Origin of the sequence: Olivibacter sp. EAT-5 (assembly GCF_044784325.1) — a bacterium.
Lineage (GTDB): Bacteria > Bacteroidota > Bacteroidia > Sphingobacteriales > Sphingobacteriaceae > Olivibacter > Olivibacter oleidegradans.
Genome location: NZ_CP173028.1, coordinates 3,230,134 through 3,251,165, shown reverse-complemented (window position 1 = coordinate 3,251,165; position 21,032 = coordinate 3,230,134). Strand labels below are relative to the sequence as shown.

At 40.2% G+C, this 21,032-nt stretch carries 16 protein-coding genes and 2 tRNA genes; 7 read left to right on the top strand and 11 right to left on the bottom strand.

Annotated elements, in window-relative coordinates; genetic code table 11:
* The 3 genes from ACH11B_RS13370 to ACH11B_RS13360 all read right to left on the bottom strand — a co-directional run bounded on the left by ACH11B_RS13370 (position 1) and on the right by ACH11B_RS13360 (position 5,126).
* Complete coding sequence (locus tag ACH11B_RS13370; RefSeq protein ID WP_377612256.1) at positions 1-3,354, bottom strand: SusC/RagA family TonB-linked outer membrane protein; 3,354 nt, start codon at positions 3,352-3,354, stop codon at positions 1-3.
* A 109-nt stretch (positions 3,355-3,463) separates the two neighbouring features.
* Positions 3,464-4,447 (bottom strand): FecR family protein, encoded by a 984-nt coding sequence (locus ACH11B_RS13365; protein ID WP_377612258.1) that lies wholly within the window; start codon positions 4,445-4,447, stop codon positions 3,464-3,466.
* Positions 4,448-4,541: 94 nt separating this feature from the next.
* Positions 4,542-5,126: an RNA polymerase sigma factor gene (locus ACH11B_RS13360; RefSeq protein ID WP_013665767.1), complete on the bottom strand. Its 585-nt coding sequence runs from the start codon at positions 5,124-5,126 to the stop codon at positions 4,542-4,544.
* Positions 5,127-5,390: 264 nt separating this feature from the next.
* Between ACH11B_RS13360 and ACH11B_RS13355 the strand changes: the two genes are divergently transcribed.
* The 3 genes from ACH11B_RS13355 to ACH11B_RS13345 all read left to right on the top strand — a co-directional run bounded on the left by ACH11B_RS13355 (position 5,391) and on the right by ACH11B_RS13345 (position 7,760).
* Positions 5,391-6,332 (top strand): helix-turn-helix domain-containing protein, encoded by a 942-nt coding sequence (locus ACH11B_RS13355; RefSeq protein ID WP_377612260.1) that lies wholly within the window; start codon positions 5,391-5,393, stop codon positions 6,330-6,332.
* 98 nt (positions 6,333-6,430) lie between these two features.
* Complete coding sequence (locus tag ACH11B_RS13350; protein WP_013665765.1) at positions 6,431-7,195, top strand: SDR family NAD(P)-dependent oxidoreductase; 765 nt, start codon at positions 6,431-6,433, stop codon at positions 7,193-7,195.
* A gap of 145 nt (positions 7,196-7,340) precedes the next feature.
* Positions 7,341-7,760 carry a GNAT family N-acetyltransferase gene (locus tag ACH11B_RS13345; protein ID WP_377612262.1) on the top strand — a complete coding sequence of 140 codons (420 nt, stop codon included), beginning with the start codon at positions 7,341-7,343 and terminating at the stop codon, positions 7,758-7,760.
* A gap of 494 nt (positions 7,761-8,254) precedes the next feature.
* On the opposite strand, the gene ACH11B_RS13340 is transcribed toward ACH11B_RS13345, so the two are convergent.
* Positions 8,255-8,785, bottom strand: coding sequence for an NAD(P)H-dependent oxidoreductase (locus ACH11B_RS13340; protein WP_149105374.1), 531 nt, complete (start codon positions 8,783-8,785; stop codon positions 8,255-8,257).
* Between the two features lie 92 nt (positions 8,786-8,877).
* On the opposite strand from ACH11B_RS13340, the gene ACH11B_RS13335 reads away from it, so the two are divergent.
* From ACH11B_RS13335 to ACH11B_RS13325, 3 genes are all read left to right on the top strand, one after another.
* Positions 8,878-9,243: a winged helix-turn-helix transcriptional regulator gene (locus ACH11B_RS13335; protein WP_377612264.1), complete on the top strand. Its 366-nt coding sequence runs from the start codon at positions 8,878-8,880 to the stop codon at positions 9,241-9,243.
* Between the two features lie 133 nt (positions 9,244-9,376).
* The gene (locus tag ACH11B_RS13330; protein ID WP_377612267.1) at positions 9,377-11,758 is read left to right on the top strand and encodes a TonB-dependent receptor domain-containing protein; all 2,382 of its coding nucleotides are present in this window, start codon (positions 9,377-9,379) and stop codon (positions 11,756-11,758) included.
* Positions 11,759-11,771: 13 nt separating this feature from the next.
* Positions 11,772-13,010 carry a DUF4374 domain-containing protein gene (locus tag ACH11B_RS13325; RefSeq protein ID WP_130856984.1) on the top strand — a complete coding sequence of 413 codons (1,239 nt, stop codon included), beginning with the start codon at positions 11,772-11,774 and terminating at the stop codon, positions 13,008-13,010.
* A gap of 142 nt (positions 13,011-13,152) precedes the next feature.
* On the opposite strand, the gene creD is transcribed toward ACH11B_RS13325, so the two are convergent.
* The 6 genes from creD to ACH11B_RS13295 form a co-directional block, all read right to left on the bottom strand.
* Positions 13,153-14,502 (bottom strand): cell envelope integrity protein CreD, encoded by a 1,350-nt coding sequence (gene creD / locus ACH11B_RS13320; RefSeq protein ID WP_377612269.1) that lies wholly within the window; start codon positions 14,500-14,502, stop codon positions 13,153-13,155.
* Between the two features lie 50 nt (positions 14,503-14,552).
* Positions 14,553-14,843: a transcriptional regulator gene (locus ACH11B_RS13315; protein WP_013665757.1), complete on the bottom strand. Its 291-nt coding sequence runs from the start codon at positions 14,841-14,843 to the stop codon at positions 14,553-14,555.
* A complete protein-coding gene (locus tag ACH11B_RS13310) occupies positions 14,843-15,469 on the bottom strand; it encodes a hypothetical protein (protein WP_377612271.1) in 627 nt (208 codons plus the stop codon). The genes ACH11B_RS13315 and ACH11B_RS13310 overlap by 1 nt, the downstream gene beginning before the upstream one ends.
* Before the next feature lie 178 nt (positions 15,470-15,647).
* The gene (locus tag ACH11B_RS13305) at positions 15,648-16,994 is read right to left on the bottom strand and encodes a glycoside hydrolase family 28 protein (RefSeq protein WP_377612273.1); all 1,347 of its coding nucleotides are present in this window, start codon (positions 16,992-16,994) and stop codon (positions 15,648-15,650) included.
* A gap of 201 nt (positions 16,995-17,195) precedes the next feature.
* A tRNA-Val gene (locus ACH11B_RS13300) sits at positions 17,196-17,270 on the bottom strand.
* Between the two features lie 82 nt (positions 17,271-17,352).
* Positions 17,353-18,243, bottom strand: coding sequence for an NAD-dependent epimerase/dehydratase family protein (locus ACH11B_RS13295; RefSeq protein ID WP_377612275.1), 891 nt, complete (start codon positions 18,241-18,243; stop codon positions 17,353-17,355).
* A 311-nt stretch (positions 18,244-18,554) separates the two neighbouring features.
* On the opposite strand from ACH11B_RS13295, the gene ACH11B_RS13290 reads away from it, so the two are divergent.
* Positions 18,555-18,644 (top strand) — tRNA-Ser (locus ACH11B_RS13290).
* A gap of 70 nt (positions 18,645-18,714) precedes the next feature.
* Here the strand turns inward: ACH11B_RS13290 and ACH11B_RS13285 are convergent.
* Positions 18,715-20,805, bottom strand: coding sequence for an HDIG domain-containing metalloprotein (locus ACH11B_RS13285; RefSeq protein WP_013665753.1), 2,091 nt, complete (start codon positions 20,803-20,805; stop codon positions 18,715-18,717).
* Positions 20,806-21,032 lie beyond the last annotated feature (227 nt).

The following is a 21,032-nucleotide window of genomic DNA, read 5'->3' as shown; positions in this document are numbered from 1 at the left end:
TTAGAATTTGACATCAATACCAAATGAATAAACTTTAACCTGAGGATAATAGGCTGCCCCTCCTAGGGATACACCATCGGCCGCACCGGCATCATATGCAATCTCCGGATCATATCCTTGCCAAAAATTTGTTGAAGTAAACAGGTTTTGTCCATTTACATAGATATACAAGTCGCTCACGCCTATGCTTTTTAGCCAATTTTTAGGCACCGTATAACCGAGTTGTATGTTTTTCAACCGCAAATAGGAGGCGCTTCGCATCCAAAAAGATGAATTCTGCGTATTATTAGCCGATGTAATTGACAAGCGCGGAAAAGCCGCATCTCGATTATCTTCCGTCCAATAATCCAATTGCCAAGGTTTAATGGCACTTGAATTAACAGTAGGTATAACATAGTGCGAATTGAGGTACCCATCTACCTTAGCTACCCCTTGAAAAAAGGCATTCAATCGGAGGCCTTTCCAACCGAAATCCAAGTTGAATCCATAGGTATAGCGAGGAATAGTACTACCGATAACGACCTTATCATCATCGGTTATTTTGCCATCAGGAATGGGATTCCCTTGCTCGTCGAATGCACCGGCAAGGTCCTTGTACCGGATATCACCGGGATGTAAGGTTCCGAACTGTGTGGGGCCTGCATCAATCTCTTCCTGCGACTGGTAAAGGCCATCAGCGACATATCCGTAGATGGAGTTAACGGCATAACCTTCCTGCTGACGTAGCAAAGTTCCAGAGGTTTGACCTTTCATATCTATGATCTCATTTTTAACATCGGAGATATTTAAACCGACCCCCAAGCTGAAATCTCCCCATTGATTATCGTAGCGGCTACTGAATTCCCAACCCGTATTGCGTACCTTCGCCGCATTTTGATAAGGAGCGTTTAATCCGGTTAACTGAGAAGTATACAAAGTGAGCAGAATGCCGTCCGTATTTTTTTTGTACCAATCGGCAGTAAATGAAAAGCGTTTCCACAAAGTTGCATCCAAACCGACACCTGTCATCGTTGTTTCTTCCCATCTTAAGTCTGGGTTCGACATGGTATTCAAAGTGACAAGCTGATAAATCTTATCCGCCATGGAAATACTGCCCACGGCTAGTGTTTCGGTAAAAGGGTAATAGGAGCTGCCTATGTTTTGGTTGCCCAGTTTCCCCCAGGAGGCCCGTAGTTTCAGTTGATCAAGGAAACTTTTTGTATCTCCCATAAATGACTCCTCTGAAACCCTCCATCCCGCTGAAAATGACGGGAAGAAAGCCCAGCGATTCCGCTTTATAAAGCGTGAAGTCCCGTCGTAACGGAAATCCGCCTCAAAAAGATAACGATCTTTATAATCATAGTTGAACCTTCCGAAGGTAGAAACCAACAACCACTGGTCATGGGTACCATTATTATCTTTTGTTTCGTTATCAGCACCGGCCGTTAAAACTTCGTAGGTATCATAAGTAAAATCTCGCCGATAGCCCATCAGATATTTCTCATCATAAGTTTCACGAGATGCTCCCATCAGGAGTTTAAAGTTATGATTGTTCCAAGAACGATTTGCTGAGGCAAGAAATTGATAATTTCCGAAGAAGTAGCGATAAGCAGTTTCTGTCAAGGAAGTAAAGGTATTGGCAGCACCCGCTTCCGTACCGTCGTCATTGTAGGTCATCACGCTCTTTACAAACACATGCGAATTTCTTGTTCGATAACGCGGGGCTGCGATCCCCGTTAAAGAGAGCCATTTTACAGGTCGGTAGCTGATATTGAAATTTCCGATAAGCTCCAACGTGTTTCCCTTTCTATTTCCTCCTTCTTCGATAAAAGCAACGGGATTTTTGTTTACCCAACCTTCTGACCACAACCCGTTTCTCCTGATTGGAATATTGGTCGGCATTCGACCAAGGTAGTTCCATATATCTCCTTCATCTGCAATTTGGAGTCTATTACTATTGGTGAGCGAGATATCGAATTTAACAGATAATTTATCATTAGGCTCAATGTCCATATTATTCCGTAGCACATAACGTTTAAACCCGGTGTTCTTAATAATCCCATCTTGGCTTACATAAGCTATCGAAGGCATAACCCTAATTTTACCGGCGTTAGCCGATAATGACACAAAATGATTATTTGTAAAACCGGAACCATTAAGAATAGCTTTTTGCCAATTAAAATTATCAGGGTCAGCCGCATATTGTTCTTTAAACGCCGCAATGGCCTCTTCACTATACAATTCGTAGCCATTATCATTCATGTTAGCTTCATTAAAAACGTTCATAAATGTTAATCCATCCGTCACTTCCGGTATGCGTGTAGCCTTTTGCCACCCGCCATATCCTTTATAATTAAGTGAGAATTTGCCGTCAGCAGCCCTCTTGGTAGTTATTAAGATGACACCATTTGCAGCGCGAGAACCATAAATAGCGGCTGATGCGGCGTCTTTCAATACAGAAATAGATTCAATTAAATTGACGTCTACCATATCAATGGAACCGGCTATACCATCGATTAAAACCAAGGGGGAGCTATCAGATCCGCCGAATGAGTTGACACCACGTATGCGTATCTGTCCGCCATCTCCTCCCGGCGAGCCTGTTTGTGAAGTGACGGTGACACCAGGTGCCAAGCCCTGTAATGCGGTAGAAGTTGAAACAATTGGCCGTCTCTCCAACTGTTCGCTGTCAATAGTCGATACAGAACCCGTTAGATTTGCTTTTCGTTGCTTTCCATATCCAACCACGACCACCTCATTCAACGCAGCCACATCTTCTGCTAAGGTAAAATTTACCAGCACGTTAGTTGCCGCCACAATTGTTTGTGCTTTTTGCTGTGGCCGATAGGCTATATAGGATGCCTGGATGGTGTAGGTTCCCGGAGGTACATGGAGGGAGAAATGCCCCTCTTCATTTGTGCTCACACTTTTATTCAATTCCAAGATTCGAATATTGGCGCCCGCCAAAGGCAATCCCTCACCGTCGATTACGCGACCGCTGACAGTGCCATTTTGTTGTTTTTTGCGTAAGACTACCGTATGAGAGCCTCGCTCCTCGTAAGTAATGGGTGTACCTTCTAATAACACGTCCAATACATGCGCTACAGACCGGACCTGAAAATGCTTCGCTTTAACATCGATTTTTTCCAGTTTTAACAATTTCTCATCGAAGGCAAATTCGACTTGACTTTGCATTTGAAGGTGCTGAATCGCCGCATATAATGTGCTATTCTTAAAGGTGATATTTACCGACCTCTCCAGGGCCTGCCCATTAGAAGGTTCCGCAAGCAAAAGTTGCGAAAACGAGATGATAACGGTATAAATTAAAATGGTAATGCGCATAACTTCCCGTATGAACAGTGCGTTTTTATTCATAAGTTTGTATTTCTTAGTTAAAAAATAGGGCTAAGGAGCTATGCGTAGGGTCTCAAGCTAGTGCATAGCGTAGATCATTAAACAGGCGCCACTTTGACGCCTGTTTTCTTCAAGGATATATCGTTACTACATTATCTTTCCTCCTATATTTGGTGTTATGGATACCACAGATGATGGCCATGGTTTCCTCTAAAGATCGGTCTGCATGTATGGTTAAATTGTAATGATGATTCGCGGTTCTTCCCTCCCCGTGTTCCAAATGCACACCGTAAAGATTGTATAAGGTCTGTGCAAGTTCATTAAAGTCCGCTTTTTGTAAGGCAACAATCCCTCTTGTCCATGCATTAACCTCATCGTTATTTAAGCTGATACGTTCTGTCTGTCCATTCGCCTTTCGGTAATTAAGCCCCTTAAAAGCAGTAAGTTCATCAAGAACTCGCTGCGAATCACTTACACGTACTTTTCCATGCTGCACTTCTATCGTCACGTCGTCCAAGGTCTTATATGACTTCACATTAAAGGCTGTGCCAAGAACCTCCATCTTTAAACTTGGTGTATGAACAATGAAGGGCCTGAGACTGTCTCGTGCAACTTCGAAGTAAACTTCACCTTCGTCAAGAAATATTTCTCGCTTATTCGCCAACAAAGGTTCACGAATCCGAATTGTAGAATTCGCGTTGACATAGAGCATACTTCCATCCGGTAAATCGACTTTCTTTATTTGCTTGATTCCTGTTCTGATTTGATGGTATGCACTTACAACATGAGTGGAAGTTTCGCCGAATTTATCGTTTTGGTGGCTATAAAGCCAAACCATAGTTCCCAATGCCAGTACGAACAGCGCTGCGATGGCCGCCCAGCGAAAAACAGTTATTTTCCGGAGGGGCGTCTTTTTCGGTTGAATAGCTCCATGAATACGTCCGTAGAGTTCCTCTTTTAACGCAGTCATGCCCTCCTGATCTTCCATACCGGGCACCCCCACTTCCGACTCTCCAAAAGAGTCATACCAGCGTTGCAGGAGTTCACGCTTCTCGGTAGACAGCTTACCCTGAATATAACCATCCATTAACCGTTTGAATTCATTTTTATCCATGCGAAAATAAGAGCAGGGTAAATCCCGTGTTCTACCAGTAAGTAGCACTTAGGGCTCATCCGTCCCGATAAAATCGATTAATAAATAATTAGCTTTAGGTTAATAAAATGTAAAGAACCAAACAAATAGCGGATAGGTCTTCCGGAAAGTCCTTGGCAAGTGCTTTTCGTAATTGATGGAGGCCTTTGCTGATATTGTTTCTGACTGTTTTTTCGGCGAGGTTGAGTGAGTTTGCAATCTCGTCAACACTATAATCCTGAATACGAAGCTTAAAAATTTCGCGCATGGTATCCGGCATTTGATGCAATTCACGATTCAAGGCTGCTTGTAGATCGTGTTGCGTTAAAAGGTCCGGCATTTGACCATGTACTTCTACCATCCTTTGATAAAGATAGCTGAATGCACGATCCTGAATATCCATTTTCCTGAAATGAGCAATCAGTTGATATTGCAATGCCGTTCGCAAATAGGTATCAATACTGGTATTTATTTGGATAGTTGCACGTTGTTGCCAGCAATAAACAAATACTTCCTGCACCATATCCTTAGCCAGCGCTACATCTTGTAATCTTCTGTAAGCAATAATATAGAGCTTTTTCCAATGTGCATTGAAAATAGAGGTATAATTTTCCTCTGAGATTTGAAGCTTTTTGTCCTCCTGAAACGGTGGGTTGACCATGGTATTAATGCCATATTGCACTCGGGCAACAAAACTAAAAAATAACTAGGCTTTGGCTGACGCAAAGCGTATTAAGTTTACATTAATTTATTTACTATTCCTTCAGTTATAGGCTCTAGTTATACGTTCCAAGCAAAGGCTGCACTACTTGTCTTGATACTTATGTCTTGATACCTACCTGCCGGCAGGCAGGTGTCTTTATAAAGGAATAAATTGCAACCCAACTTCTTCTTTGCTATCTTTGAATTTTGCAAATCCCTTCTTATGGCAAAGAACATTAAAAGCACATCGCTCGATGAATTTTATCGGGAGGCTGCCAAGTTTACCGGCAGGGAAATACAAACGCTTTTACCTCGAGGCATTAATAAAGAAATAGGCCATTTTAATGTGTTTGATATCGCCGAAACAATTCAACAGGTAAAACAAAAACAAGTTATGCCCTATAATCGACGGGCTTATTATAAAATCAGCTTTATTAAAGGTAAGAATCGGGCCGAATATGCAGATAAAGTAATTAAGGTCGAGAAAAATGCTTTACTGTTTGCGACGCCCAAAGTACCTTATCACTGGATTCCATTGGATGAAAAACAGGGAGGATCTTTTTGCGTATTTACAGACGAGTTCCTTATAAAAAACAAATCGGGTGTTGTGCTAGACGAATTACCCATTTTTCAAGTGGGAGGTTATCCCGTTTTTGAAATAACGGACGAAGAGGCTGAAGAGATAGCTTATATATTTAAAAAAATACAAAAAGAAATTGCGTCTGATTACGCATATAAGTATGACTTAATCCGCAATTATGTATTGGAATTGATTCATTACGGACAGAAATTACAACCTGCTACTATCCTCCACGCTCATCAAAACGCTGCCACGCGCATTATTTCTTTGTTTATTGAATTATTGGAACGCCAATTTCCTATTGATTCGACCCATCAGCGTTTGATGTTGCGCACCGCGAAAGAATATGCAGAGAGGCTGGCCATTCATGTAAATCACTTAAATAAGGTGCTGAAAGAACATACAGGTAGAACAACAACCGACATTATAAGCAGTCGTATAGCACAAGAGGCAAAAATACTACTCAAACAAACAGACTGGAACATTTCAGAAATTGCATACAGCTTAGGTTTTGAAGAGGTGGCGCATTTTTCCAACTTTTTTAAGAAGCAAACTTCCTTAGCGCCATTGACGTTCCGATCGTAATTATCTTATTTGATTTTTGCAAAGAGCCGATTGATGTTTGCAAACATCTCCTCACGTTTTGATAGATCTTTGTGTTATCAAATAAAAAGAGATAAACAATGACAACAAAAAGTAAAATTGCCTTGGTAACCGGCGGCAGTCGCGGACTAGGCAAAAATATGGCCATTAATCTTGCTAAAAAAGGAATTGATGTGATTCTTACTTATAACAGCAATCAAAGCGAGGCAAACAATGTGGTAGCAGAAATTCAATCGCTTGGCCAAAAGGCAATCGCTTTTCAATTGGACACCAGTAACATCAAATCCTTTGACGATTTTCTGCTGCGTGTAAGCAATTATTTGACAGAACAGAATGGGAACAAACATTTCGATTTTCTTATTAATAATGCCGGAACCGCACTTTATGCTCCCTTTGCAGAAACAACAGAAGAGCAATTTGATGAGGTGTTGAATATCCACTATAAAGGGGTCTTTTTTTTAACGCAAAAGGCTTTACCATTTATTAACGATGGCGGCCGTATTATTAATATTTCATCCGGTTTGGCCCGGGTTTCTTTTCCCGGTTCTTCGGCTTACGGCTCTATGAAAGGAGCAATTGAAGTGCTTACGAGGTACTTGGCGAAAGAGCTGGGTCCTCGCCGTATTGCCGCCAATATTGTGGCACCGGGCGCCATCGAAACGGATTTCGGTGGCGGTCGTGTACGGGATAATAAAGAAATCAATGACCATGTCGCTAGTGTTACTGCCTTAGGACGAGTCGGTTTACCTGACGATATCGGCGGTGTAGTGGCCTTTTTATGTACTGAGGATGCTAAATGGATCAATGGTCAACGCATTGAGGTTTCAGGAGGAATGATGTTGTAAGATACCCAAAGAATAAATTGCTCCAATTTTAAGTTCAGGTTGACAGGATTAAACTACGTTTATTCCTGCCAACCTTTTTTTTGATTTTTCCCGAATGATAAAAGCGTAAATTTATTATATTTAGGAAGTTAAAGAAGATATTCTGATGAAAAACGAGCTTTATTATATATCAACGGATAAATCACTCATAAATATGGAGATCGTTTTTAACTTTTTACATAACGATTCATATTGGGCACAGGGCCGGTCTCGGGAGACTGTCGAACGATCCGTGGCGAACTCACTCTGCTTCACGCTTCTGGACTCGACAGATAAGCAAGTTGGCTTTGCACGTGTCATAACAGATTATGCCGTCTTCGCCTGGCTATTAGATGTTTTCATTCTCGACAATTATCGAGGCCTCGGTTTAGGTAAAAAACTGATTACTACGATTATGGAACATCCGGATCTTCAGCAAATAAAACGATGGGCTTTGGGAACCAAGGATGCTCACGGTTTATATAAAAAGTACGGTTTTAAACCACTAGCTCATCCTGAAAACATGATGGAACGGCGTCTATATTAATTTGTAATTTTATCGACATATGAACCAACGACTACTTTTCGAAGGGCGTGCATTATGGATACATGATTTTGAGATCCAACAAATGGGCTACAACGAACGATTTATCATACGACATTTTTATTTACTCCTCCGCTTGCCAAACATGAAGGACATATCATCCTAACTGAAGCAGATATAATTTTAGATGGGAGTGAATACAAGCGCATTCCATTAAGCAATATTGAAGAACTGTATTACGGTTTTGATGAGCATTATACACCTGCATCAGTAAAGAATTTTGGCGCTTTTTGGAAGCCGATTCGGATCAGATATGGTTATGCCGGCATTCTTTATCTCATTATTAATTATCGATATTTTTATACTGCCAATGAACATTTTCTATCTTTACTTAAGGGTCTATTAATTTCTGAACAGGGTTAGCTTACCAATTTGTCCTAACTTAACCAAAACGAGTCCATGAACTCGCCTTGGTTGAAATTAGCAACGTATTCTCTTTACAAAGCATCAATAAAAGCAAGATAGTCGAGGGCACTCTGTTCCACTCGTTGGGGGATGGCTCGATGTTCTGCTCCATAAAAGGCAAAGAAAGATCGGTAATCGGCCCGTACATATTCAAACGTTATCTCAAACGGGGCGACTAACTGTTCCAGTGTATATTTATACCTTCCGGCAGGATGATAGTCTTCCGCCTCAATACCTGCCGTAATGCCCATGGCCAGCTTCTTCCCTTGTAATTTATAACTACTACCTTTGCCGTATGCCCATCCATGAGTTAACACTTCGTCTAACCATTTCTTAAAAAGGGGAGGACAGTTGAACCAATAAAACGGAAATTGGAATACGATTTTATCATAGGCCTCCACTAACTGCTGCTCATTTATAATATCCAGTTTTTCATCCGGATAGACCTGGTGTAAGTCATGCACAACATACCGATCGGGATACTTTGCTAATTCTTCCAACCAGCGTTTGTTGATAACCGAATGTTTAAGATCTGAATGAATTACGATTATTAATGTTTTCATATCGCTTGTATATCTTTCACACAAAAATAGCGTGGTAACTATCGATTTGGTATATTAGCATCCCATTGTTTGGTACCAACAAAAATGTAAGTATGACGAAAATAAAGGAAAGCTCAACTAATTTCGAAAATAAACAAGCACTAAGCTCCGAATGCATGGAAGTATATGCAGCAAACCTTATTGGTGGGCAATGGACATTAGCGATATGCTGCTATCTGATTAATGGAAAACTACGCTTCGGTGAGCTAAAAAAGAAACTTCCGAACATAACCGAGCGTATGATGACTTTACAATTACGAAAGCTGGAAGAAAATAAGTTGGTGAAACGTACCGTCTACGCGGAGGTCCCTCCTCGTGTTGAATATGAATTAACCGAAAGCGGACAGCGGTTGAAGCCAATACTTGGAATGTTAGAAAAATGGGGAAAAGAACACCAGCTGTTGATGGCGACTGATTAAAGATTTTATTTATTTTTAATTATTCTAAATAAGATGCTATCTTTGGCAAAAATAAAGGCCATACAGTTCGCACCTGTATAGCCTCCTAACATTTTGTCAGGTAACTTTTAACACTTAGTCAATATTAAAAGCAATGCAAATTAAGAAAATTTTGCTAATGGGAAGCTTATGCCTCCTGTTTTTCTCAACCTATTCCCAACAAAAAAAGGCACCTTCCATTTCGGGAAAAATCACGGATGAACACGGGGCTCCTGTTGTAGGCGCCTCCATTCAAATCACTAATGGTCCAGCTGCACATACCGACGGACAGGGTATTTACCTGCTTCAACGAGTAGCAAATGGAAAACATCGTTTAATTGTATCGGTAGTTGGTTTCAAAAAGGCAGAAAAAACAATACAACTTAATAATAGCGATCTAGTTGTCGATTTTAGCTTAACTCCAGACATTAATCAAATGGAAGAAGTTACGGTAATCGGTCGCACCTCCAATCAAGAGATCAATCGACAGGCTTACAATGTGACATCTTTGGATGCTAGCAAATTACACAATACTACGTTAGATTTATCTCATGCATTGGATCGGGTATCCGGTGTGCGTGTACGGGAAAACGGCGGTGTAGGATCGACCTTTAATTTTTCACTTAACGGCTTCACCGGAAGACAAGTAAAGTTTTTTATTGATGGCATACCGATGGATAATTTCGGGTCGTCCTTTCAGATAAACAATATCCCGATCAACCTTGCTGAACGCGTGGAAGTTTATAAAGGGGTCGTGCCTGTTTGGTTGGGATCTGATGCTTTAGGAGGAGCCGTAAACATCGTGACCGACAACAGTAAGCAGAACTACCTAGACGCCTCCTATTCGTATGGCTCTTTCAATACGCATCGATCTGCCGTTAATTTGGCATATACGTCACCTAAAGGTTTTACTTTTCGCTTAAATGCATTTCAGAACTATTCAGATAACGACTACAAAGTAACCGTGACCGAAACGGATTTGTATACCCAACAAATTTACCAAAACATTAAAGTAAGACGTTTTCATGATAATTATCACAATGAGACAGTCATTGCCAATGCAGGTGTGGTAAACAAGTCATTCGCTGATCAATTATTATTAGGCGTGACGCTAGGTAAAAACTTCTCCGAAGTGCAGACGGGGGCCCGCATGGAAAGTGTTTTCGGTGCTTGGCATCGGCGAGGAAACATTGTAATGCCAAGCGTTAAATACATAAAAAAGGATCTGTTTCTTAAAGGTTTGGATTTACGAATTACCGGAAATATTAATCTCGGAGAAGAACAGAACATTGATACGGCATATCGTCGTTATAACTGGTTTGGGCAGTTTAAAGAATACCCTGGGGAGGGCAGCGAAAGGCAACGGTCCATGTATAAATATAAAAACAACAATGGGATCGTAACGGCGAATCTAGCCTACAGACTGAACGAGCAACATTCTTTCAACCTAAACAATGTAGTAACCACCTTTAATCGCAAAGGCTCGGATGAATTATTTCCGGAAGATGAGAATTATGATCAACCACGGAAGACACGAAAGAATGTACTTGGCTTGGGGTATCGGTTTGCTGCTAACGAAAAATGGAATACTTCTGTATTTGCTAAGCACTTTTACCAACGTACTGATTATTCTCAGAGTTATAATCCAAGTGGTGGTTGGGGAGATGTGGCCTATAATCAATTGAGCAACAGTATCAATAAAATAGGATATGGCATTGCCAGCACCTATTTTATTCTTCCAAATCTACAATTGAAGGCGTCTTACGAACGCAGTTATCGACTACCTGAAGCAGAAGAGTTATTCGGTGATTTACTGAATTTAGAGGGTAATATTGACTTGAAACCCGAGAAAAGTGATAATTTCAACGTTGGTTTCAGCTACCAAACGCATATCAACCAAGTTCATCGTTTTAGTTTCGACGGAAATCTACTTTATCGCAATGCGAAAGATTTTATCAGACCACGTTTAAATCCGAACGAAACGAAGCAACTCTTAGGAAACCTGGCAGATGTCACCAATTTGGGCGTTGATGGTGAAGTACGTTATTCATTTAAGAATATTTTTACGGCGGGCGTAAATATGACTTATCAGAATTTACGCAATAATACAAAATATGAAGACGGATACACCATGGAAAGTCCGCTATACCGTGATAGAATTCCCAATATGCCTTATCTTTTTGGCAATGGCGACGCCTCCTTATTCTTTAATAATGTGGGAAAACAAGGCAATACGCTTAGTTTAGGGTATAATATCCTTTATGTACACGCTTATTATTTATCCTGGCCAAGCCAAGGGGATACCCAGACAAAACGTGATATTCCGCGGCAATGGAATCAGGATGTAAATGTAACCTACACCTTAGCGAATGGAAAATATAATATCGGTTTAGAATGCAAAAACATCGTTAACAACCGATTATACGACAACTTCTCGCTACAGAAACCAGGCCGGGCCTTCTATGTTAAACTGCGTTATTTTATTAATAAATATTAAAACTGATCAAACGATGAAAACACGCTATAAATCTTTACTTTTCTTTTTTGCTGCATTGCAATTGGCGGCATGTGATGAACCGCTCGAATATTTTAATGTAAATGACGGGGACGATGTGCTGACAGGCAAGTCTAAATATGTCGTGACTGCTACCCCGGTAGGCACGCAAGGTGTCGCTGATTACCTATTGCTGGCAGATGACTTAGAGAACGGCATGATAACCACGCAGGGAAATGGTATAGAGCAGGATGGGTCGTATCGTTATTATGTAACTCATCGAAACCGATTCTTTAGCTTGTTATACGGACAAGGGAATCCAGGTGCCGTAACAACGTACCGCCTCGACTCATTGGGCAAATTAGTTAAGGTCTCCGACTTTAAATCGGAAACCGTACAGGTTTTTGCACCGGCACAAAACGACATTCTCCTCATGAAAGTGCCTCGATCCGGTAATGAATTTTCGCAAATGTATCGCGTAGATGCCAGACAATATCGTGTAGTTGGTGAAGAGCAGGTAAACATTGTTCAACTGGCTGGAAATGGCGAACGGGCACATTTTACCTGGGCAACCCAAGTTGGTAATAAAATATACGCGCCGTATATGAGTATCAAGGGTTGTTGCGGTGATGCTTTCGGAACAGCTTTTCCCGACAGTAGTTGGGTAGCCGTATTGTCTTACCCGGAGTTAAAGGTGGAAAAAGTTATCCGAGATAATCGCACCAGCTACATTGGCGATTACTTTCTAAATGGTTTGGTTGAAACCGAGTTAGGTGAAGTGTATGCGTTTTCCCCTGCCGCTGCTACAAACAATTCGCAGCTTACAACAACGAATCCTTCTGCGATTGTACGAATTAACCGTACCACGGAGGAGTTCGACCAAAATTACTTTTTCAATGTGGAGGAAGTTTCAGGTGGCTACCACATTGCCGCTTGGACCTATTTAGGCGAAAATAAATTCATACTTACCCTATATGCCGAACCCAATAGCACAGACGGACAAGCCAGAAAATTTGCCATTGCAGATGTCAGCAATAAATCCTTTAAATGGGTTACAGGGACACCGGAGGACATTACCAGTGTAACTACCATTAACAATTTTGTCCCTTTAGACGGTATACGGGGTTATATTGGCATTACTACAGCGAGTGAAGGCAGCTTCGTATATGTGTTTGACGCAAATCTGGCAACGGCTAAAAAAGGTTTAAAAGTAGAGGGCGGGACCATTACGGCAATTCATAAGCTTAACTATTAAAAGGGCTAAAACGTCATCTTCTTTCATATCATCCCGCGATTGCTAGCTTACGGAATGGGGTTGAAAAACATAGTGCCTGCCTACCTTTAGCAGACAGGCACTATGATCGAAATGAACGGTTCGATGGTACCTTTAGACACCGCTAATCATTATTTTCCCAAGAAATCTTGGAGGAAGCATACATGAGCATGGCTATTACAATAAATAAGCCAATGCTTCCTACTAACAAAGCCATTTCCTGCAGTTGAATTATAACATATATGAAAATATAAAAAACTGCAAGAATACCGGTTAACAGCATAGCAGATTTCCCCTTTTTAAGAATAGTGGAAATAAAAGAACCAATTAATATAATAGTAGCCAAAGAGGCAATGATATAGGCCCATGTAAAACCAAGCTGCTCGCTAAAAGATAAAAGCAATGTATAATAAACCACCATCGCCAAGCCAATCAACACATATTGCACAATATTCACAAAGCTTTTTGTTATAAACTCGGTAAATAGCAGTGATACAAACGTAAGCAGAATAATTAACATGGCATATTTTGCAGAACGCATGTTTTTCTGATACTGGTCTACCGGTAACAGGAAATTTACCCCGCAGCTATTTCCGGATTCAGCGTCGCTTAAGCGAGCGCCATCATTATCCACCCATTGCTGAGGGAAAGGACGATTAAAATGAGGAATGTTCCATTGGGAAGCAAAAGAAGAGTCAGAAATATTCCGTGTTTCGGGCAAATAGCTACCGATAAAGCTAGGGTCTTTCCATTTCCCGGTTAATTCAAAATGGGTATTCTTTCCAATAGGTGTTAAAGAAAACCCTTCGCTTCCTCTAAGCTGGAGTTCAAAGCTAAAAGAACGTTGGGTACTTCTCTTTTTACTTAAATCGATAGCGCTGGCGAGACTATTTTTGAAGACACGTACATCAGAAAAGCTGGGTTCCATTGCAACCGTTGTATCGCCCAAATTAATCTTTGGAATCTCTTTAAGCCCTTTAACATCTCGTATATTTACCAGAAGCTGGGCTTTATCCCATAATAAATGTTGCGGATCAATACCTAATTTTTTTAAGTCCAATTCTTCAAAGTCGCCTTTAATCGATACTTTCGCATTATAAACGACCGCGTCAAATATTCCGCGATGTAGAAGCTGCGGTAGAGCGTCTGCGTGGACGTGGAGATTATTAGGCATTAGAAATACATGTTGTTTAACTTCTTCAATAGTAATATTGCCTTTATCATCTTTGATCCGTTGAAATGCCGTATATGGTATAACCAAAATAGGACCGATTACATTTTGGTTGCCTGACCAGCTTTTTGCTATTTCGTCCATGACTTCCTTCTGCCTCCCTTGCCGTTCACGGATAAGATCAGTTACCCATGAAGAAGGGATAAGTAATAGCAAACTGAGGAAACCAACCATTGCTAATTTTGCTGTTGCAGACCTCCTTAACCAAGTTAGTAAGCCATTTTTTTCTTTTTGATTTTCCATTTTTTTAGATTAAAAGTACTTTGTATTTCAAAGTACATAGATAAAAAAAATTATTTTTGTTGTTTAATAAGCTTTTCCAGTGATTCCAAATGCTTTTTAAAGGCTTCTATCCCTCTTTGCGTTGCCTCATAACGAGTATTGGGTTTGCGCCCAATAAAGCTTTTATTAACGGATATGTATTCTTCCTTTTCCAACGCCTTTAAATGCGAAGCAAGATTACCATCTGTTACTTCTAATAAGTCTTTGAGCGAACTAAAGTCGTAACTTTCATTTGCTGCTAATACGCTCATGATCTGCAAGCGTATACGACTTTCAAATGCTTTATTAAATTGTTCTAACACTATTTTGCCCTATCGTATTTAGCATACATTACCGAACCATAAATTATATGAAGGACCCCAAAGCCACCTGCCCAGAATAATAACCCATATCCAGGCATCATTGCTGCAAAAAGACCTAAAATCACTTGCAGTATACCCAACCATTTCACATCGTTAAATGTATAATGGCTACCGGAAATCAATGCCAAGCCGTAGAAAATAAGACAAGCTGGCGCGATCACTCCGAAATAGCCTCGATATAATAAAATCAGAATTAATAGCCCCCCCGTTAATAAAGGTATGCCTGCGTTGAGCAATAAGGCCTTACTTGCTGTATTCCAGATCTTCTGATGACGTTGTTGCGCTTTTCGTGCGCTCAATACGACCGCGGTGGTAATTGACAGTATGAGTACCAAGACGGCGACTACCACAAGCTTGCTAATAGTTTCCTGATCGTGCAGGGAATAATTGTCATAAGTCATGCCGTTATCGGTCCGATAAACTAATCGGTATCCGATATATGCACCGATAAGCGCGTAAATGCCCGCTAGCACACCGGATAAACCATGGAGCGATATAAATTTGGCAGAACGTTCCATTAAGCTGCGGATGGAGCTTAATTCCGCCATCAGGTCTTTTTCCTTCATAAAAGTACTTTGAATTACAAAGTTACAAAAGTCTTTGAAATATCCAATATAAATAGGCATTAATTAGCAGGGATTTTCCTTTACTGCTCGTTATGGTGTTTGTATTAAAATACATTCCACTTGGACGCACCTAAGTCCGCGGCATTATTAGCACAAGGTTGAATTTCTCTACTATCTATTAACGTATCGTCAGCTCGTTTACTTTCACATCGATTAAGGAAAGATCTTGAACCAAGCCCTTGTTATAGCTCGCATTCTTAGCTGTGATATTGAGATGTTCAAAGGTAAATTTTGATAATTTATCGTATTCATTTACGTCTATATCAAAAAAGACCTCACAAGTCAAATTTATATTCCGTAAGGTAATATTTTCCGAATATGACAGCGGTACATCCTTTCTACCTTGCAGATCGAAGAACTGCGTCCAAGGCTTTACATAAATCAGACTATAAGCATTTCCCTTTATATTCTCCACTGTCACAAATTCGTATTTTTGCGGTGTATCCGGTCGCATTTTCAACCATAACAGTCTTTTAGCATCGTTCACGCTACAATTCCGCATCAGGATATTTTTATTGTGAATAGCTTCACTTCCACAAGTTAAAGCAGCGTGGCAAAAACCGAATTCGCAATCTTCAATAAGGATATTGTAGTTTCCGCCATTACCGGGATCGCGATCAGCCCAAGGCCCCTTCCCTCCTTTCAGCGCAATGGCATCATCGTTAACCGACAAATAACACCCTTTGACTAGCACATTGGTACAGACATCTAAATCAATGGCATCCGTACTTGGTGCTTTGACCGGCGCATGCGGAGAAGTAATACGTACATTTAAAATTTTAACATTATGGCATTGATAATAATGGCTGCTCCAAAAACCGGCGTTTCTCAGTTTGACATCTTGTACCTGCACATCATTGCACTTCCAAATAAACACCAATCTAGGCCGTGAAACTTCTAAATTAGTACATTTTGGATTTTCTTCCCTTCTTTTCCAAAATGCTTTCCAATACCTAAGTCCATTCCCATCAATCACCCCATTTCCGGATATAGTAAAGCCGTTTACTCCATAAGCGTTGATCAACGCTGCGAAATAGTCGAGGTTTTGTCCTTCCATTCTTGAGGGAATCTTAGGGTAATCGGCAATATTATCAGAGCCTTTTAAAACAGCACGATCAGCAACATACAGATGGGTCTTAGGCTTAAAGAACAAAGCACCGCTCATGAACGTTCCTTTAGGGACTATAATAACACCGCCACCGTTTTCTGCTGCTCGATCTATCACCTGCTGAATAGCTTTCGTTTGTACAATCGTGCTATCCGCAGAAACACCAAAATCTGTGATCACGTAGGGCTTTCCTAACTTTTCTAACGGAACCTTGGAAGTATCAGAAAACCATTTAGGAATTTTTGTTCCATCAGGAAAGAGATTCCCTTCTGTATCTTGGGCCAAAGCGATAAAGGGAGCTAATAAAAATAAAACGAACGAAAGGCTTTTATAAATTGGGGAAAGGCTTATATCCATATGCATTCTCTTGATTAGTTGCCACAAAGGTAGGCTAAATTTATAGAAACGACTATTTTTGATGTCTATTTAACATTTATTAAAGCACTTTTTCTAGTCTATCGCAAAAAACATATTCATGCATAGCGGCAGTCAAAAAATGTGTTCAATAACTTTCAGTGAAAGGAGGATACAAAGAAGAGAACGATAAATAATAATAAGTGGGAAATACAGGGCTCGAACCTGTGACCCCTGCCTTGTCGAGGCAGTGCTCTGAACCAACTGAGCTAATTTCCCTGAATGTGCCACAAAAATAATTTATTTACTGATGATACCAAATCATTTTGTACAATAATGAAGAAAATAGCCCATTCAACCTTTAAATAAAATCGTGTATCGAAGAATAGTTTGGCGTCCATCCCAATAAGTGTCTAGCTGTATCGGAACTGCATCTACTATTTGATCCTAACGCGAAGTAAGCGCCTTCTGATCCAAAGTGGGATACAGCTTCATCCATACTAATAGAACTCAGCTGCCCCTCCCTACCTATTCTCTTACTAATAGAAAGCGCAATATCTCGCAATGAGGACTCTCCATTTTCTGCATAGAAGTAAGAGCCTGCTTTTGCTTTTTCAAGCACTTTCAGATAAAGTTCTGCCAAATCCTCAATATGTACATTAGACCAAATATTCTCGCCACTTTCAATGTGAACGCCGGCACCTCTTTCTTTAGATAACTTTAGCAACATGGGGATCTGTATACTTTCTTTCTTTAGCCCCAACCCCTCTCCATAGATCATAGTTGGTACAATCACAATACTACGAATTCTTTGTTGTGCCGATTTAATAATATGATTGTTGATAATTACGCGATGTACCTTTTCAAAGCGCGCATCCAACGGAATATCTTCTGTGTATATGAAGTTACTTTTTTCTCCATTTTCCTTATTTCCCAATATACTGGATCCAGAAGTATGGATAAATGTTTTATCCGTTCCTTTAAGCGCCTGTAAAAAAGTATCGATGACATAAGGATCATCAGCATCGGCAGCATGGATAATTGCATCTGCTTTTTTACTCTCTTCTCTCAACAGCGGTGCATCTTGTAGCGTGCCCAATACGGGATTTATGCCAAGCTCTTTTAGCTTCTCTGTGTCGCTTTCCTTTCTTACCAACCCCGAAACCTTATATCCCTTATCTACTAATAACTTAGCTATTGATCCTCCAATATAGCCTGTAGCACCTGTAATAAATATTTTCTTTATTGACATAATAACTTTATTAATACAAACAAATTTACTGCGAAACGTTCTATCAATATAATTAGTTAACTAATAGAATTGTATTATAAATTTTATACCGAAATGTAGGTTAAGTAAACAAGTTGGTTGTCGGATATGATCAACAGACGATAGTAAAGTGCTTTCCCCCTGACTTTGAAAGCACGGCGCCATTCCTTTTTCCTTTTTTATCAGCTTGACCTCCAAAATGATAGCATATTGATAAAAAAAATGTTTGGATTTGGTATTCAGAAAATTTGAAATAATAATTTTTTGTATTAGGTTTGCAATCCCAAAAGGGAGGTGAGGTGCCTGAGAGGCCGAAAGGAACAGTTTGCTAAACTGTCGTACTGGAAACGGTACCGCGGGTTCGAATCCCGCCCTCACCGCCAAACAATAGCAAACCCGATGAAGTCGGGTTTTTGTGTTTAATGGCTATTACCAAGTTTGCTTGCGAGCGACTTATTCAACTTCTCTCGTCTTTTTCACATCGTAATCTACCCGCACATGGTAAATACTCATCAGCATTCGCTTAAATATGGCTCGAATGGCTTCTACCTCCTGTAGCGTTATATTACTGTTTCGCAACTGTCCTTGCGCTAATTTACCATCAATAATTTTATCGACCAAGTTACTTATATTTTCTGCATCAGGCTCCTTAATACTCCGGGAAGCCGCCTCTACCGAATCGGCCATCATTAAAACGGCAGTTTCTTTTGAAAAAGGAATGGGCCCGGGATAACGGAAAACTTGCTCGTCAACGATTTTATCAGGATGCGCTTTAATAAAAGCATTATAGAAATAATCGGTACGGGTAGTTCCATGATGTGTCCGAATGAAGCTAATGATCGACTCCGGCAGTTGGTGTTTATGCGCCATATCGATGCCCTTACTTACGTGTGAAATAATGATCTGAGCACTTTGCTCAAAGGTTAGCCCATCGTGTGGATTATATCCCTTTGTCTGATTTTCAATGAAATATTGCGGATTTTGCATTTTACCTATGTCGTGATAGAGGGCACCTGCTCTTACCAATAAGGCGTTTCCGCCAATTTTATAAATGGCCGCTTCGGCTAAATTGGCAACTTGTAATGAATGTTGAAAAGTACCCGGTGCCTTATAGGATAATTCACGCAATAGGGAAGAATTGGTATTGGTGAGCTCCATAAGGGTTACGTCCGATGTGATACCAAATAGTCGCTCAAATGCATAAATAAGCGGATACGCTAACAAGGTCAAGCCAACGCTGACAATAAATGGAACAAACGAAGCATAACCTACATCTTCGATCGAACCATCCCGGATTAAGATTATACCAAGATACGCCACAAAATAGGTAAGCAAAATAATCACCGATGAAATCAGAAATTGCTCTCTTTTAATCAATGTCTTAATGCTATATATACTTACCATCCCGGCAGTTACTTGTAAAAAGGCAAATTCAAAACTGTTAGGCACAAAGAAACCCGATACCAACACCATGAGAAGATGAATATTGAGCGCCAAACGCGTGTCAAATAAAATGCGAACGATGATCGGCACGATGCAGAACGGAATGTAGTATAAACTTGACAGCTTTAATTTAAGGGACCATGATAAAACGATCAACATTCCGGTAACCACCAATAAAATTAAGGACAATAGACGATTATTGGAAAATACGTCAATCCTAAAGAGATAAAGAAAAACCATTAGCAAGGTGACAACCAATCCTACTACTAGAAATTGCCCGATCACCACCACATTTCTATCCCCACCTATCTTTGCTTCTTCTTCATAAGCCATTCGCAAAGATTCGACCTTCTGAAAAACTTCGTTATTCACCATACTGCCGTTTGCTACTATCAACTCTCCGCGTTGAACCATCCCCCGAGTAGTAGATATATTATTAATAGCCTCGGCAATCAGTTTATCCGTAAGACGCTCATTGTAAACGTAATTGGGCTGTATATAATCGCCTACTAAGCTTTTTAACCAATCTTTTTCAGTTATACTGCTTTTAGAATCGATGATACTGTTGGCATAGGCTAAGGCAGTTTCTCTGGTATATACTTCCGCTGTGTTCTTTTTTTCCGTTATATTATTCGTTACCAGATTAAAATTATAATGCTCTCCTTTTGTTTGGAACTTTTTAGTCAGTCCAATAACTCCACGATCATAAATATGTGCTAAAATTTGCGTAACTGTTTGACTATAGAGCCCCATCTCCCGATCTTCCTGCCCACTTCCCTTCCACTTTCCTTCAAATTCAGCTAAAAAGCGTTCAGTCTCCTCCCCCTTGGTTTCTGTATGGTTATCGTAAACGGGATATACAGATTCAAGCACTTGTTCTCGATCTGCCCTTATCTCGTTCGGCGTTTTAAGGATGGCAAAATTATAGGGTGCGATTAAATCTTCGTGCATCCATATTTTACCCTTTTCGTACTCAAACCTAAACCGCGGTTGTTTTGGTAAAAATATGCAGATAACGATGACGCTGAGCACCATCATCCCATATTTAAAAACGGCCGGATTATTTGAATATACAGATGGAGTCCTTCTATTTTTTGACACTTTTTTGATTTGATTTCTTTAAAACCTAATACAAACTTATAGAAAATTGTTTTATATAGGGCGATGCCCATAAAATTTTGCGCGCCAAACACAAGACATTTAACAAGAGACTTATATTAACGAAGGTTTTTTTTGGTCTATTCTTATGAATATTTTATCCTGTTAACGCGAGCTCTTTTTTTGATTTTTTCATTTTATTTTGATATCATTGTGATATCATTATAAAA